The 13,181-nt window shown below is 75.7% G+C and carries 17 protein-coding genes; 7 read left to right on the top strand and 10 right to left on the bottom strand.

All coding sequences use genetic code 11. From position 1 onward, the window contains the following. Positions 1 to 14 precede the first annotated feature (14 nt). Positions 15 to 572, top strand: coding sequence for a histidine phosphatase family protein (locus O7633_RS05450; protein ID WP_282326474.1), 558 nt, complete (start codon positions 15 to 17; stop codon positions 570 to 572). 59 nt (positions 573 to 631) lie between these two features. Here O7633_RS05450 and O7633_RS05445 read toward each other — a convergent pair whose 3' ends face one another. Then, complete coding sequence (locus tag O7633_RS05445; protein ID WP_043968569.1) at positions 632 to 901, bottom strand: metal-sensitive transcriptional regulator; 270 nt, start codon at positions 899 to 901, stop codon at positions 632 to 634. Between the two features lie 168 nt (positions 902 to 1,069). On the opposite strand from O7633_RS05445, the gene eccB reads away from it, so the two are divergent. Continuing rightward, the gene (gene eccB / locus O7633_RS05440; protein ID WP_282326469.1) at positions 1,070 to 2,479 is read left to right on the top strand and encodes a type VII secretion protein EccB; all 1,410 of its coding nucleotides are present in this window, start codon (positions 1,070 to 1,072) and stop codon (positions 2,477 to 2,479) included. A 101-nt stretch (positions 2,480 to 2,580) separates the two neighbouring features. Here eccB and O7633_RS05435 read toward each other — a convergent pair whose 3' ends face one another. Beyond that, positions 2,581 to 3,183 carry a class I SAM-dependent methyltransferase gene (locus O7633_RS05435; protein WP_282326468.1) on the bottom strand — a complete coding sequence of 201 codons (603 nt, stop codon included), beginning with the start codon at positions 3,181 to 3,183 and terminating at the stop codon, positions 2,581 to 2,583. A gap of 334 nt (positions 3,184 to 3,517) precedes the next feature. On the opposite strand from O7633_RS05435, the gene O7633_RS05430 reads away from it, so the two are divergent. Continuing rightward, entirely contained in the window at positions 3,518 to 4,807 is a 1,290-nt protein-coding gene (locus tag O7633_RS05430) for a hypothetical protein (protein WP_282328472.1), read from the top strand. Positions 4,808 to 4,873: 66 nt separating this feature from the next. On the opposite strand, the gene O7633_RS05425 is transcribed toward O7633_RS05430, so the two are convergent. The 4 genes from O7633_RS05425 to O7633_RS05410 all read right to left on the bottom strand — a co-directional run bounded on the left by O7633_RS05425 (position 4,874) and on the right by O7633_RS05410 (position 7,582). Next, positions 4,874 to 5,578, bottom strand: coding sequence for a CBS domain-containing protein (locus O7633_RS05425; protein WP_282326466.1), 705 nt, complete (start codon positions 5,576 to 5,578; stop codon positions 4,874 to 4,876). 123 nt (positions 5,579 to 5,701) lie between these two features. Next, a complete protein-coding gene (locus tag O7633_RS05420) occupies positions 5,702 to 6,109 on the bottom strand; it encodes an arsenate reductase ArsC (RefSeq protein WP_282326464.1) in 408 nt (135 codons plus the stop codon). 25 nt (positions 6,110 to 6,134) lie between these two features. Then, entirely contained in the window at positions 6,135 to 7,202 is a 1,068-nt protein-coding gene (gene arsB, locus O7633_RS05415) for an ACR3 family arsenite efflux transporter (protein ID WP_282326462.1), read from the bottom strand. Next, positions 7,199 to 7,582 (bottom strand): metalloregulator ArsR/SmtB family transcription factor, encoded by a 384-nt coding sequence (locus tag O7633_RS05410; protein WP_282326460.1) that lies wholly within the window; start codon positions 7,580 to 7,582, stop codon positions 7,199 to 7,201. Before O7633_RS05410 ends, arsB begins: the two co-directional genes overlap by 4 nt. Positions 7,583 to 7,655: 73 nt before the next feature. Here O7633_RS05410 and O7633_RS05405 point away from each other — a divergent pair, with 73 nt between their 5' ends. Together O7633_RS05405 and O7633_RS05400 are read left to right on the top strand one after the other, a co-directional pair. Beyond that, positions 7,656 to 8,144 (top strand): GNAT family N-acetyltransferase, encoded by a 489-nt coding sequence (locus O7633_RS05405; RefSeq protein ID WP_282326459.1) that lies wholly within the window; start codon positions 7,656 to 7,658, stop codon positions 8,142 to 8,144. 33 nt (positions 8,145 to 8,177) lie between these two features. Continuing rightward, positions 8,178 to 9,572 carry an FAD-dependent oxidoreductase gene (locus O7633_RS05400; protein WP_282326457.1) on the top strand — a complete coding sequence of 465 codons (1,395 nt, stop codon included), beginning with the start codon at positions 8,178 to 8,180 and terminating at the stop codon, positions 9,570 to 9,572. 22 nt (positions 9,573 to 9,594) lie between these two features. Here the strand turns inward: O7633_RS05400 and O7633_RS05395 are convergent, their stop codons facing one another. From O7633_RS05395 to O7633_RS05380, 4 genes are all read right to left on the bottom strand, one after another. Further along, positions 9,595 to 10,452, bottom strand: coding sequence for a hypothetical protein (locus O7633_RS05395; RefSeq protein ID WP_282326455.1), 858 nt, complete (start codon positions 10,450 to 10,452; stop codon positions 9,595 to 9,597). A 50-nt stretch (positions 10,453 to 10,502) separates the two neighbouring features. Beyond that, positions 10,503 to 10,979 (bottom strand): macro domain-containing protein, encoded by a 477-nt coding sequence (locus O7633_RS05390; RefSeq protein ID WP_282326453.1) that lies wholly within the window; start codon positions 10,977 to 10,979, stop codon positions 10,503 to 10,505. Between the two features lie 144 nt (positions 10,980 to 11,123). Further along, the gene (locus tag O7633_RS05385) at positions 11,124 to 11,378 is read right to left on the bottom strand and encodes a flavin reductase (RefSeq protein ID WP_282326451.1); all 255 of its coding nucleotides are present in this window, start codon (positions 11,376 to 11,378) and stop codon (positions 11,124 to 11,126) included. After that, positions 11,378 to 11,662, bottom strand: a complete 285-nt coding sequence (locus O7633_RS05380; RefSeq protein WP_282326449.1) for a hypothetical protein — start codon at positions 11,660 to 11,662, stop codon at positions 11,378 to 11,380. Before O7633_RS05380 ends, O7633_RS05385 begins: the two co-directional genes overlap by 1 nt. A 244-nt stretch (positions 11,663 to 11,906) precedes the next feature. Between O7633_RS05380 and O7633_RS05375 the strand changes: the two genes are divergently transcribed. Together O7633_RS05375 and O7633_RS05370 are read left to right on the top strand one after the other, a co-directional pair. After that, positions 11,907 to 12,674 carry a DUF5753 domain-containing protein gene (locus O7633_RS05375; RefSeq protein ID WP_282326447.1) on the top strand — a complete coding sequence of 256 codons (768 nt, stop codon included), beginning with the start codon at positions 11,907 to 11,909 and terminating at the stop codon, positions 12,672 to 12,674. Further along, positions 12,665 to 12,865 carry a DUF397 domain-containing protein gene (locus tag O7633_RS05370; protein ID WP_282326445.1) on the top strand — a complete coding sequence of 67 codons (201 nt, stop codon included), beginning with the start codon at positions 12,665 to 12,667 and terminating at the stop codon, positions 12,863 to 12,865. Before O7633_RS05375 ends, O7633_RS05370 begins: the two co-directional genes overlap by 10 nt. The last annotated feature ends 316 nt before the right edge of the window (positions 12,866 to 13,181 follow it).

Below are 13,181 nucleotides of genomic sequence, written 5' to 3'. Positions count from 1 at the left end.
CCTAGCCTTGATCCATGTCGACGCGGATCGTCTTCGAGACCCATTCCTGGAGTGAGGACAACGACCGGGGGGTGGCGACCGGCTGGCTGCCGGGGCGGCTGTCCGCGCACGGCCGGGCGTTGGCCGCCGAGCTGGGCGAGCGCAGACGGGCCGACGGCATCGCGGCCGTCTTCACCTCGGACCTGCGCCGGGCGGTGGAGACCGCCGAGGTGGCCTTCGGCGGCGTCGGCATCCCGATCCTGCACGACTGGCGGCTGCGCGAGTGCGACTACGGCGACCGCAACGGCACGTCCGCCGTGGAGCTGCACCAGGGCCGGGCCCGCCACCTCGACTCGCCCTACCCGGGCGGCGAGAGCTGGCGGCAGGCCGTGCTGCGGGCCGGGCGCTTCCTCGACGACGTCCCGCTGCGCTGGCGCGGGCGTCGGATCCTGGTGATCGGGCACGTCGCGACCCGGTGGGCGCTGGACCACCTGCTCGACGGCGTGCCGCTGGAGGAGTTGATCGCGGAGGACTTCGCCTGGCGCGAGGGCTGGGAGTACGACACCGGCAGCCGCCACCCCGCCCGCGCCTGACCCGCGCCCAGGGGGCGGCCCGCCGGGCGCGGGGGATCAGGGCAGGGCCGGCGGGGGAGTCAGGACAGGGCCAGGAAGAGCTTCTCCAGCTCCTCCTCGGTCATCTCCGGGTCCTCGCCCCGATCGCGGGCGGCGTTGCAGTGCCGCATCCCGGACGCGATCAGCTTGTAGCCGGCCCGGTCGAGGGCCTTGGAGACCGCGGCGAGCTGGGTCAGCGTGGCGCGGCAGTCCTCCCCCGACTCGATCATGTCGATCACGGCGTTGAGCTGGCCCCGGGCCCGCTTCAGGCGGGTCAGGGCGTCGGCGGTCATCTCCGGTCGCAGCTTCACCTTGCGTCACCTCCGCGGAGAAGGGTACCCCGGGGGGTACGAGGCGGCCACCGTTTCGCGGCCCGCCAGACGATCTTCCCGCGTGGCCGGCACCCGGTGGCGGAGGGTCTCCGGGGTGTCGACGCAGCGTCTATCCTGTGCCCCGACCGACCCGTCGGAGGGGACCGCATGCCGTCGCGGCAGGACCAGCTTCACTCGTACCAGTTCACCGTGCAGCGGGCGGTCGCCGCCCTGGTGATGCGGGAGACCGACCCGGCGCGGTCGCCGTTTCGGCGGCTGGCCGGGGCCGGGCTGGCCAGTGTCCTGGTCGCGGCGATCGCCCTCGGCGGCTTCGCCCTCTACGGTCTGTTCGCCGGCGGCGGCACCCGGTGGCGCGACGCCGGCGCGGTGATCGTGGAGAAGGAGTCCGGCGCCCGGTTCGTCTACCGCGAGCAGAAGCTGCACCCGGTGCTCAACTACGCCTCCGCCCTGCTGATCATCGGTGCCGAGCGGGCGAAGACCGTGCTGGTCTCCCGCCGCTCGATCGAGGGCGTGCCGCGCGGCCTGCCGCTGGGCATCCCCGACGCGCCCGACTCGCTGCCCGACCGGGCCCGGCTGTCCACCGCCGGGTGGACGGTCTGCTCGGCCGCCCCGGCGGCCGAACGCGCCGCCGCCGGGGCCGAGCCCGCCGCCCCCCGGTCGGCCGTGCTGATCGGCACGGCCGCCACCGGCGGTCAGGCCCTGGGCGACGACGCGATCCTGCTGCGCCACCCGGACGGCGGGCTGCACCTGGTCTGGCACGCCCGCCGCTACCTGCTGCGCGACGCCGGCCGGGTGCTCGCCGCGCTCGCCGCCACCCGGCAGCGGGCGGTGCCGGCCGCGCCCGCCCTGATCAACAGCATCCCGGCCGGGGCCGACCTCGCCCCGCCCGACCTGCCCGGCCTCGGCCAACCCTCGCCCCGGGTGCCCGGCGCGGCGGTGGGCGACGTCTTCCTCGTCCGCAACTCCGGCGGCGGCCGCCAGTATGCCGTGGCCCTCACCGGCGGCCTCGCCGGCGTCACCGAGTTGCAGGCCACCCTGCTGCTGGCCCGCACCGGCCAGGGCGAGCCGGAGGCGATGACCCTCGGCCGGTTCGCCGCCCTGCCCAAGCTGCCGGACCTGGTGCCGACCGGGCCCGCCGCCCCGCCGCCGGCCCCGCCCCGGCTCGCCGCCGCGGACTCGGGGGCGCTCTGCGTCCGGGTGGGCGACGACGCGGGGGCCGGCGACGACGCGGGGGTGGGCGACGTGCGGCTGGGCGTCACCCTGCCCGACCTGTCGGACAGCCCGCAGGCGGCGGGCGGGCCGGCGGTCGCCGATCACGTCGTGGTCGAGCCCGGGCACGGCGCGGTGGTGGAGTCGGTCGCCGCCCCGGGCGCCACCGGCGGCGCGCTCTGCGTGGTCACCGACCTCGGCCGCCGGTACGTGCTGGCCGACCCCGCCGTGCTCGGCATGCTCGGCTACCGGGACGTGCGTCCCGTCCGGCTGCCCGCCGGCCTGGTGAGTCTCGTGCCGGCCGGCAGCCCGCTCGACCCGGCGGCGGCCCGCTCGGCCGGCGAGTAAGGAAGGGCCCCCTGTTAACGCCTACGGTAGAGAAGGGTTCCCCGCTCACCCCGCTCCGGCGGGGGAGGGCACGCCCGGAGGGCGGGCGCGGGGGCGGCGGGTCAGGCGGGGCGGCGCAGCACGGTGACGGCGAAGTCGGCGTCGTCGCGCCACGGCCGCAGGTCCCAGGTGGCGAAGCGGTGCTCCGGCCGGAGGCCGGCGGCGACCGCGTCGGCGTCGAAGTCGGTGAGCCGGTAGCCCCGGTCGGTGCCGAAGCCGACCACCACCGCCCCGTCGGGGCGCACGTGCGCGGCGACCCGGTCGAGCACCTGCCGCTCGGTGCCCGGGGCGACGAACGCCATCACGTTGCCGGCCAGCACGGCGGCGTCGAACGGCTCGGGCTCCCCGGCCGCCGCGAGGTCCAGCTCGGCCAGGTCGCCGACGAGCCAGCGGGGGCCGGGGTGGTCCGCCCGGGCCGCCTCGACCAGCACCGGGTCGGCGTCGACGCCCACGACCAGGTGGCCCCGGGCGTGCAGCGCCGCGCCCACCCGGCCGGTGCCGCAGCCGGCGTCGAGCACACGGGCGCGCGGCGGCACCATCGCGTCCAGCAGCCGGGCCTCGCCGGCCAGGTCCGCGCCCTCGGCCGCCAGCCGGCGGAACCGGTCGACGTACCACTGCGAGTGTTCGGGGCCGGTGTCGGTCACCCAGCGGGTCGGGTTCGCCATCGCCCCACGCTAGCCGACCCGGCCCGACGCCCCCGTGGCCAGCCCGTCCGGCCCGGCAGCAGAGGTGCAGATTGATCAATAACAAGACATATGCCGATTTTCTGCTCTATGCTGGAACTCGGCGCTACCGGGAGTGGGTCATGATCAACTGGGTTGTCTCACTCGCCGGCCGGCTGCGCGGCGCACCGGCACCGGCACCGGCACCGGCACCGGCACCGGCGCTGCGCCCGGCGGTCGTCGTGCGGCGGCCCGCCGGGCCCCCGCGGGCAGCCGCGTGAGCACCGGCACCGCCGCCGACGGCGGCGCGCCGGCCCGCGCCCGCGACACGGGGGCGCTGTGGAGGTTGGCCGTGGCCACCCTCGACGGCAACTGGGAGCACGACCACACCGTCCCGTCGCGCACCCTCTACCCGCACCAGTGGAGCTGGGACTCGGCGTTCATCGCGGTCGGTCTGTCCCACGTGCGCCCCGACCGGGCCTGGCGGGAGCTGCGCACCCTGTTCGCCGCCCAGTGGGCCGACGGGCGGGTGCCGCACATCGTGTTCAACCCCGCCCTGCGTGCCGGGTCCTACTTCCCGGGGCCCGCCTTCTGGGACTCGGCGCGGGTGCCCGGCGCGCCCGCCGTGGCCACCTCCGGCATCGTCCAGCCGCCCGTGCACGCCCTCGCCGCGTGGCTGGTGCACCGCCGGGCGCCGTCGGAGCGCAGCCGGGCCGAGCTGGCCTGGCTCTATCCCCGGCTGGTCGCCTGGCAGCGCTACCTCACCGGCCGGCGCGACGTCGGCGGGGCCGGGCTCGCCAGCATCGTGCACCCGTGGGAGTCCGGGCTGGACAACAGCCCCGCCTGGGATTCGCCGCTGGCCGCGGTGCCCGCCGACGTGGCGGTCATGCGGGCGTACCAGCGGCACGACACCGACCACGCCGACGCCGCGCACCGCCCCACGGACCTGGACTACGCGCGTTACGTCGCGCTGGTCGACGCCTACCGCGCGGGCGGATACCGCGACGACGGGCTCGGCGGGCGGCACCCGTTCCTGGTGGAGTGCCCGCTGGTGAACACGGCGCTGGGGCTCGCCGAGCACGCGCTCGCCGCCATCGCCCGCGAGACCGGGGCCGACCCGGGCCCGCACCGCGAGCGCGCGGCCCGCATCACCGCCGCCCTGGTGGACCGGTTGTACGACCCGGTCGGCGGCACCTTCCACCCCCGGGACCTGCGCACCGGCCGGCTCGTCCCGGCCCGCACCGCGCTCGGCCTGATGCCCCTGGCGCTGCCCGGCCTGCCCGCCCGGCCGGTCGCGGCGCTGCTCGCCGAGGCCTGCTCGCCCCGGTTCGGGCTGGCGGCCCGGATGGACCGGCCGCTGCCCAGCCACGACCGCACCGCGCCCGACTTCGAGCCGCTGCGCTACTGGCGGGGCCCGAGCTGGCAGAACCTCAACTGGCTGCTGTGGCGGGGGTTGCGCGCCCACCACCGGTTCGACCTGGCCGCCGGGCTGCGCGACTCGATGATCGACCTCGTCGCGACCGCCGGCTGCCACGAATACTTCCACCCCGACACCGGCGCCGGGCTCGGCTCGCCCGCGTTCGGCTGGACCGCCGCGCTGCTGCTCGACATCCTCGCCGAGCCCTGACCGCCTGCGGTCCGCGACGGCGGCCGCGGGTCCGGCCAGGCGAGCCGGGCGGACCCGCGGCCGGGCTCAGGACACGCCCGCCGGGGTGCCGCCGCCCACCCGCAGCCCGGACAGCGGGATGTCGTCGACGGCCCACCCGAGCGCGTCGACCACCTCGACAACCCCGCTGACCTGCGCGGACAGCCGCAGCGCCAGGCGCACCGTGGAACGCCGTTCGAGCTGGCCGGTGAGGGTGACCACGCCGTCGTGCACGGTGACGTCGACGACGTCGTCGCGCACGCCCAGCGTCCGGCGCAGCACCTCGCCCACCACGTCGGCGCGGATGTCGCCGTCGGGGCGCAGGTGCATCCGGAGCAGGTCGCCCCGGGTCACGATGCCCACCAGCCGGCCCAGGTCGTCGACCACCGGCAGCCGCTTGACGTGCCGCTGGGTCATGAGCCGCGCCGCCTCCACGCACGACGCGTCCGGCCCGACGGTGACCGCCGGGGCGCTCATCAGGTCGGCGGCGAGGGTCGCCCCCGCCTTGACCTGCGCCTCGCGCTGCCGGCGGCCGACGAACACCCGCCGCTCGTGCGGCTGCCCGAGCAGCTCCACCTTGTGCAGCAGGTCCGCCTCGGAGACCACCCCGAGGACCCGCCGCGCGCCGTCCACCACCGGCGCCGCGGTGACGCGCCAGCCGGTGAGCACGTCGACGATCTCCCGGTACGCCGTGCCCTCGCGTACCGCCGCGACGTCCGTCGTCATCACGTCCCGCACCTGCCACGCCCGCATGGCGACCTCCCTCGTTCCACCCCGACCGTAGGAGCGGTCGGGTGGTGCTGGGCAGGGCCGGCCGGCCCGGCGGGCGCGGGGACTCCTACCCGTGCCCGGCGGGCCGGAGGTCCCGGTGGCCCGTCAGCGGGTGGCGGTCAGCTCGCGCAGCAGCGCCGCCACCCGGGACCGGATCTCGTCGCGGATCGGCCGGACGGCCTCGACCCCCTGCCCGGCCGGGTCGTCGAGCTTCCAGTCCTCGTAGCGCTTGCCGGGGAAGACGGGGCAGGCGTCGCCGCAGCCCATGGTGACGATCACGTCGGAGGACTCGGCGGTGGCGTACTCCAGGAGCTTGGGCCGCTGGTCGGTGATGTCGATGCCCACCTCGGCCATGGCCTCGACGGCGGCGGGGTTGACCGTGCCGGCGGGGGCGGAGCCGGCGGAGCGGACCTCGACGGCGTCGCCCGCGAGGTGGCGCAGCCAGCCGGCGGCCATCTGGGAGCGGCCCGCGTTGTGTACGCAGACGAACAGGACGCTGGGCTTGTCGGCCACGGTGGTTTCCTCCGGGGTGGTGGGGTCAGTGGGTGAAGCGCCGGCGCAGCCGCAGCGAGACGTAGACCAGGCCGACGAGGACGGGCACCTCGATCAGCGGGCCGACGACCCCGGCGAGGGCCTGGCCGGAGGCGACGCCGAAGGTGCCGACGGCCACGGCGATGGCGAGTTCGAAGTTGTTGCCGGCGGCGGTGAAGGCGAGGGTGGTGGTGCGGGCGTAGCCGAGGCCGACCGCCCGGCCGAGCAGGTACGCCCCGGCCCACATGAGCGCGAAGTAGACCAGCAGCGGCACCGCGATGCGGGCCACGTCGAGCGGCCGGCCGGTGATCGCGTCGCCCTGCAACGCGAAGAGCACGACGATGGTGAACAGCAGCCCGTAGAGGGCGGCGGGGCCGATCCGGGGCAGCAGGCGCGACTCGTACCACTCGCGGCCCCGGGCGCGTTCGCCGAGGCGGCGGGTGAGCCAGCCGGCGAGCAGGGGGACGCCGAGGAAGATGAGCACGTTGCGGGCGATGTCCCAGCCCGAGACCGCCAGCCCGGCGCCGGGCAGGTCGAGCCAGCCGGGGAGCGCGACCAGGTAGAACCAGCCGAGCAGCCCGAAGGCGAGCACCTGGAACACCGAGTTCAGGGCGACCAGCACGGCGGCGGCCTCCCGGTCGCCGCAGGCGAGGTCGTTCCAGATGATCACCATGGCGATGCAGCGGGCCAGGCCGACGATGATCAGCCCGGTGCGGTACGCGGGCTGGTCGGCCAGGAAGATCCAGGCGAGGGCGAACATCAGCGCGGGGCCGACGACCCAGTTGAGCGCCAGCGAGGAGACGAGGAGCCGGCGGTCGCCGGTGACCGTGTCGAGGCGGTCGTAGCGGACCTTGGCCAGCACCGGGTACATCATGACCAGCAGGCCGAGGGCGATCGGCAGCGAGATGCCGCCGAGCTGCACCGCGTCGAGCGCCCCGTCCAGGCCCGGCACGGCCCGGCCGAGCAGCAGGCCGGCGGCCATGGCCAGGCCGATCCAGACGGGCAGGAACCGGTCGAGGCGGGACAGCCGGGCGACCACCGCGGTCTCGGCGGCGTCGGCGTGGACGGTGCTCACGCGCACTCCCGGGCCGCCCCGGCGGCCCCGGCGGCCGGCTCGACGGTGAGCAGCGCCGCGAGCTGGCCCAGCATCGCCGGCCGGGCCCGATACCAGACCCAGGTGCCGCGCCGTTCGGCGTCGACCAGGCCCGCCTCGCGCAGCACCCTGAGGTGGTGCGAGATCGTCGGCCCGGTCAGGTCGAAGGCGGGGGTGAGCTCGCAGACGCAGATCTCGCCGTCCTCGGCTGAGGCGATCATCGACAGCAGTTGCAGCCGCACCGGGTCGCCGAGCGCCTTGAACGCCGGGGCGAGCGCCGCCGCCGTCGCGGTCGGCAACCGACGCTGCGTCAGCGGCGCGCAGCAGGGCACGGCGGTCAGGTCCGGCGCTTGTTTCGACATGTCTCTAGGTTGACAGGTGTCTAATCAGCGTGCAAGCCTCTGCTTCGACGGATGTCGAGACAGGGAGGCTGAGTTGCTGATCCGCGCCATGGTCGCCGCCGACGCCGAGCGGGTGCTCGCCATCTACCAGGCGGGCCTGGACGGCGGCGACGCCAGTTTCGAGACCGTCGCCCCCACCTGGGCGGCGTTCGACGCGGCCCGGCTGCCCACCCACCGCCTCGTCGCCGTCGACGCCGCCGAAACCGTGCTCGGCTGGGTCGCCGCGTCGCCCACCTCGACCCGCCCCGTCTACGCGGGCGTCGTCGAGCACTCCGTCTACGTCGACCCGGCGGCCCGGGGGAGAGGCGTCGCCCGGCTGCTGCTCGACGCGCTGATCACCAGCACCGAGGCCGCCGGGATCTGGACCATCCAGTCCGGGGTCTTCCCGGAGAACGCCGCCAGCCTCGCCCTGCACGCGCGGGCCGGCTTCCGCACCGTCGGCGTACGGGAGCGGGTCGGCCGGCACCACGGCCGCTGGCGCGACGTGGTGCTGCTGGAACGCCGCAGCACCGTCGTCGGCTGACCGCCCCCTGCCCGAACCCACCTGGAGGAACCCGTGACCGTCCCGAACGACCTGCCCGTCGTGGTGATCGGTGCCGGCCCCGTCGGCCTCGCCGCCGCCGTGCACCTGCACGAGCGTGGCCTGCCCTGCACCGTCCTGGAGGCGGGGGAGAGCGTCGGCGCGGCCGTGCGCCGGTGGGGGCACGTGCGCGCCTTCTCGCCCTGGCGCTACGACATCGACGACGCCGCCCGCCGGCTGCTCGCCGCCAGCGGCTGGACCGCGCCCGACCCCGACGCGCTGCCCACCGGCGGCGAGCTGGTCGACGCGTACCTGCGGCCCCTCGCGGAGCTGCCGCAGCTCGCGCCGCACCTGCGGCTGCGCGCCCGGGTGGTGGCGATCAGCCGGCTCGGCCTCGACCGGCTGCGCACCGCCGGCCGCGAGCAGGCCCCGTTCCTCGTCCGGCTCGCCGACGGCGAGGAGCTGCTGGCCCGCGCGGTGATCGACGCCTCCGGCACCTGGGACACCCCGAACGTGCTCGGGGCGTCCGGCCTGCCGGCCCGGGGCGAGGCTGCCGCCGGGGCGTACCTGGAACGTGCCCTGCCGGACGTGCTCGGAGCGGACCGCGACCGGTTCGCCGGCCGGCACACCCTCGTCGTCGGCGCCGGCCACTCCGCCGCCAACACTTTGCTCTCCCTCGCCGAGCTGGCCGCCGACGCGCCCGGCACACAGGTCACCTGGGCGATCCGCGCCGCCTCGCCGACCCGCGCCTACGGCGGCGGCGACGCCGACGCGCTGCCCGCCCGGGGCGCCCTCGGCTCCCGGCTGCGCGGCCACGTCGAGGCGGGCCGGATCCGGCTGCTCACCGGCTTCTCCGTGCACGCGCTCGACCCGGCCGGCGACCGGGTCGCCGTCACCGTGCGCCGCCCCGACGGCGGGCAGGAGACCGTGACCGTCGACCGGATCGTCGCCGCCACCGGCTTCCGCCCCGACCACGGCATCGCCGCCGAGCTGCGCCTCGACCTCGACCCGGTGCTCGGCGCGACCCGGGCCCTCGCCCCGCTCATCGACCCCAACGAGCACTCCTGCGGCACCGTCCCGCCGCACGGCGTCGACGAGCTGAGCCACCCCGAGCCCGGCTACTACGCGGTCGGCATGAAGAGCTACGGCCGCGCGCCGACCTTCCTCATGGCCACCGGCTACGAGCAGGTCCGCTCGGTCGTCGCCGCCCTCGCCGGGGACTGGGCGGCGGCCCGCGACGTCCGGCTGGAACTGCCCGAGACCGGGGTGTGCAGCAGCGACCCGGCCGACTCCGTCGACGGGCAGGGCTGCTGCGGGCCCGCCCCGGAGCCGGCGGCCCGGGGGCTCGCCACCGGCCTGCACGGCGGGCTGCTCACCGCCCTGCCACTGGCCACCGTGGACTCCGGCGCGGGCGGGTGCTGCGCCGGCTGACCCGGCGCGAGCGGCACCCGGCTCAGGGGATCGGCGCGACGGGGCGCACCGGCGTCTCGCCGAGCAGCCCGCCGTCGTGGACCGTCCCCGCCAACTCCCGCTCCCGGTAGGAGGTGGCGAGGACGATCCAGCTCAGGAAGCTGCCGTAGCCGCCGCAGAGCGACGCGCCGCCGTCGCCGCCGCACAGGACCGCCGGGTCGGTGGTGAACTCGGCACGGTACGGGTCGTCGCCGATGACCAGGCCGAACAGGTTCGGCTCCTGGATGAGCGGCACCGTGCCGTAGGGCAGGCCCTCGGGATAGCCGTCACCCCACCGGAACAGGGTGGTGGCCCCGGCCCCGCACGCGTACTCCCACTCGTCGGGAGTCGGCGGTCGCAGGCCGAGGCGGTCGAGCCCGGCCATCAGCCACGCGTGACCGTCGTTCTCGTCGCCGCCCTCGGGGCCGTCCTCGCCCTCGGAATCGTCATCGTCATCGTCGTCGGGGGGCAGCAGCGTGTCGGCCTCCACGGAGCGGACCGCCACGAGGCTGGCCGGCAGGGACACGCGACGCGGCGGCGAGGTCACCTCGGCCAGGAAACGGTCGAGCGGCTCGGTGAGGGCCCACTCCGTGCTGGCCTCGGCGAAGTCGGCGCGCAGCCGGGCGTCGGGAACGAAGCGGCCCGGGTCGTGGCCGAGCTGCGCGGTGCCGCCCGGCACGAGGGCGAAGCTGACACCGTCGCGGTCGAAGAACGCGACCCGGCCGCCCCGGCCCGCGTACGCGTGCGGCCCGACGCCGGTGAGGCGCGTGCCGGTGCTGCGGGCGATGGCGGCGGCGGTGCGGGCGGCGGCCTCGTCGGACAGGCCCGACCAGGCGGACCACGTGAGATCGGCATGCGACACGGGGGCATTATGGCTGCGGTCCCTGACATGTCCGCACCGGCGGCCACGGCTCAGTCGTGGTCGTAGACGGTGGTGGCGATGTCGCGGTCGCACAGGGCCGCGACGACGAGCGGCTCGATGCGCTCCCACCGGCCGCCCGCCAGGCCGCAGCCGATGCGCGGCAGGTGCACGCTGGCGGAGAGCCGCATGGCGTGCGCGGCGACGGCGTCGAGGCAGCGCTCGACGGCGTCGTACCGGATCGGGGGCCCGTTGCTGCCGGTGCGGATGCCGCGCTGGGCGACCATGTTGGCCACCCACGTGTCGGGCCGGACCTGGACCAACTGGGTCGCGCCGAGGCCGAAGTCGTTGCCGGAGCGCTCGCGGTGCCACTGCCGGTAGGCGCGTTCGGGCTCCGGCCACCGGCGGGAGACGGCCAGGACGAAGCCCTTGCCCCACCCGCCGATGTCGTTGCACACGTGGGCGATGATCTTCGGCCCCCTGGCCTGTGGGCTGGTCGCATCGCCCCTGATGATCCGCAGTGGTACCACCCGGTGATGCTCCCACCGGTGCGGCCCGCCGTCGACTTCGTTGTCGAGGGCGGTGCCGCCCGCCCGCGCCGACCGCCCGGCCATCCGGAGCAGAACCCGCCCCCGGGCCGGCTCCGGGAAAGTGGGCCGGCCCGGGGGCGGGGATCAGGAGGGCGGTCGCGGCGCGCGTACCCAGGACAGGAAGCGGTTGGTCAGGTCGCCGGGCGGGCTCGCCGGGTTCAGCGCCGTCAGGTGGGCCGTCGCCTCCTGCATGAGCAGCGCCAGGTAGAACAGCAGGGCGGTGCGGTCGCCCCGGTACTCGGCGAGCAGCGACAGCCGCGCCGGGCCGCACGGCCACGGGGCCCCGCAGCGGCGGCACAGCCAGAGGGGGCGCATCGGCAGGTGCGGGCCGCCCGACATCAGCGGTACCGCAGCGCGGTCGCCCGCGCCTCCTCGTCGGTCAGCGGCAGGAACCACAGGAACCGCCGCACGATCTGCGGCGGCGTCGGGCCCTCCGGCCGGCCCCGCAGGTCGCGGATCGCCGGGCGCAGGAAGAGCGTGAAGCCCGCCAGCAGCGCGCCGCGCAGGTGGTCGTCCAGGGGCAGGCTGCGCCATGCGGCGCAGGGGAACGGCTCGCCGTCGGCCTCGCACCGCCAGGTGGGCCCGGCCGCGCAGTGCCGCTCCAGCGCGACCGCGGGCCTCACCAGCGGCCCCCGTCTCTCCGCCGGCCTTCGATCGGGGTACGCGGCGCAGCGGCGCCGCCGTGCGCGAGGCGGGTCGCCCGGTCACGTGCTCGTCGGTGGGGCATGGCTCTCCCTCGGTGCGTGTCGGCAGTGGAGCAGTGGAGAGGGGGCCGCCCGACACCAGCTTGCTCAGGGTTGTGAGACGAACACATTCTGTAGCAGGATGGATTTGAGGTGCGCGGGACAATTCAGAAAGGGAAGCCGGATGAACCACGCGGTTATCGAGGCGATGGCGACTGCCGGTCTGACTGCCGAAGCCCTTGCAGCTCAGGTTGAGGTGGATCCGAAGACGGCCGGGCGGTGGGCAAATCCTGGACATATCCCGCAGTCCCGCCACCGGGCGAAGGTTGCCGCCCTGCTCGGGCGAGAAGTCTCGGAGTTGTGGCCGGAGGTCGGCAAGCGGCGCGAGCCGACGTGGTTCCGGCGGTGGGCCGACGTAGAGCGCGAGGCGCTCTCGCTGCGATGGTTCGAGCTGGCCTGGATCCCGGGTCTACTTCAGACCGAGGCGTATGCGCGAGCCACCCTCGCGGGTGAGGCGTTGTCCAGTGGCGAGGTCGACCGACTCGTCGCCGCCCGTCTGGCTCGACAGGCGGTGCTGCGCCGCGATCCGCCCATGCTGCTGGTCGCGGTCATCGATGAGATGGTGCTCAGGCGCACGGCTGGCGGGGACCGGTCCATGATGCGCGACCAATGCGAGCACCTGGCGGCCTGCGCGACGCTGCCCTTCGTCCAAGTCCATGTCGTTCCTGCCGACGTGGGGATGTACGCCGGGCTCGGCGGGCCGTTCATCCTGGCCGAGTTGGACGGCGGCGCGCGGCTCCTCCATGTGGATGGTCAGGCCCACGCGCAGATCCTCGAACAGGCAACTGACCTTGCTACGCTGGATCGGCGGTGGGCTCGTATCTGTGGTGATGCCCTGCCGCGGGCGCAATCCCTAGAACTCATCAGGAAAGCGGCGGCCTCATGGACATGAGCCAGGCTCGGTGGCGCAAGAGCACGAGGAGCGGCAACAACGGCGGTGCGTGCGTCGAGGTCGCTGACAACCTGCCTGGTGTCGTTCTTGTCCGGGACACGAAGGACCGCGCCGGCGGGATGCTGACCTTCGCGCCGGACGCCTGGGCCGGGTTCGTGGGTCTCGCCAAGCGGATCGGCCCCGTCGGCTGACTGCCCGGCCCCGCCTGAGCCCGTGCGCGAGCCGACCGCCACGTGACCTGACGGTAGACGACGTCCTCACGGCCGATATCGCGACGTCGCGGTGGAGCATCGACAGATCTTGGTAACTTTCGGCCCCTCGGGGGGCCGTCTCGTACCAAGATCTCTTGGTCGTGTTCGGGTGCCTCGTGACGCGTGGTGGTGGGGGTGCGCGGGCGCTCGGGCGGCCCCGGGCCCGTCGGGCTGGGCGCACGCGGGCCGGCCCTGGCGGCGCGGGTCGTCCGGTGGCGCGGGGTGGGCGTTCGGTGGCCGGTCGCGGTGGAGCCGC

Origin of the sequence: Micromonospora sp. WMMD712 (genome assembly GCF_029581295.1) — a bacterium.
Classification (GTDB): Bacteria; Actinomycetota; Actinomycetes; order Mycobacteriales; family Micromonosporaceae; genus Micromonospora; species Micromonospora carbonacea.
This window is presented reverse-complemented; position numbering and strand designations above follow the sequence as displayed.

Coding starts and splice junctions, on each gene's coding strand:
- O7633_RS05450 (WP_282326474.1), top strand. CDS start 15: ATGTCGACGCGGATCGTCTTCGAGACCCATTCCTGGAGTGAGGACAAC.
- eccB (WP_282326469.1), top strand. CDS start 1,070: ATGCCGTCGCGGCAGGACCAGCTTCACTCGTACCAGTTCACCGTGCAG.
- O7633_RS05425 (WP_282326466.1), bottom strand. CDS start 5,578: ATGCGGGCGTGGCAGGTGCGGGACGTGATGACGACGGACGTCGCGGCG.
- O7633_RS05410 (WP_282326460.1), bottom strand. CDS start 7,582: ATGTCGAAACAAGCGCCGGACCTGACCGCCGTGCCCTGCTGCGCGCCG.
- O7633_RS05385 (WP_282326451.1), bottom strand. CDS start 11,378: ATGTCGGGCGGCCCGCACCTGCCGATGCGCCCCCTCTGGCTGTGCCGC.
- O7633_RS05370 (WP_282326445.1), top strand. CDS start 12,665: ATGGACATGAGCCAGGCTCGGTGGCGCAAGAGCACGAGGAGCGGCAAC.
- O7633_RS05435 (WP_282326468.1), bottom strand. CDS start 3,183: ATGGCGAACCCGACCCGCTGGGTGACCGACACCGGCCCCGAACACTCG.
- O7633_RS05375 (WP_282326447.1), top strand. CDS start 11,907: ATGAACCACGCGGTTATCGAGGCGATGGCGACTGCCGGTCTGACTGCC.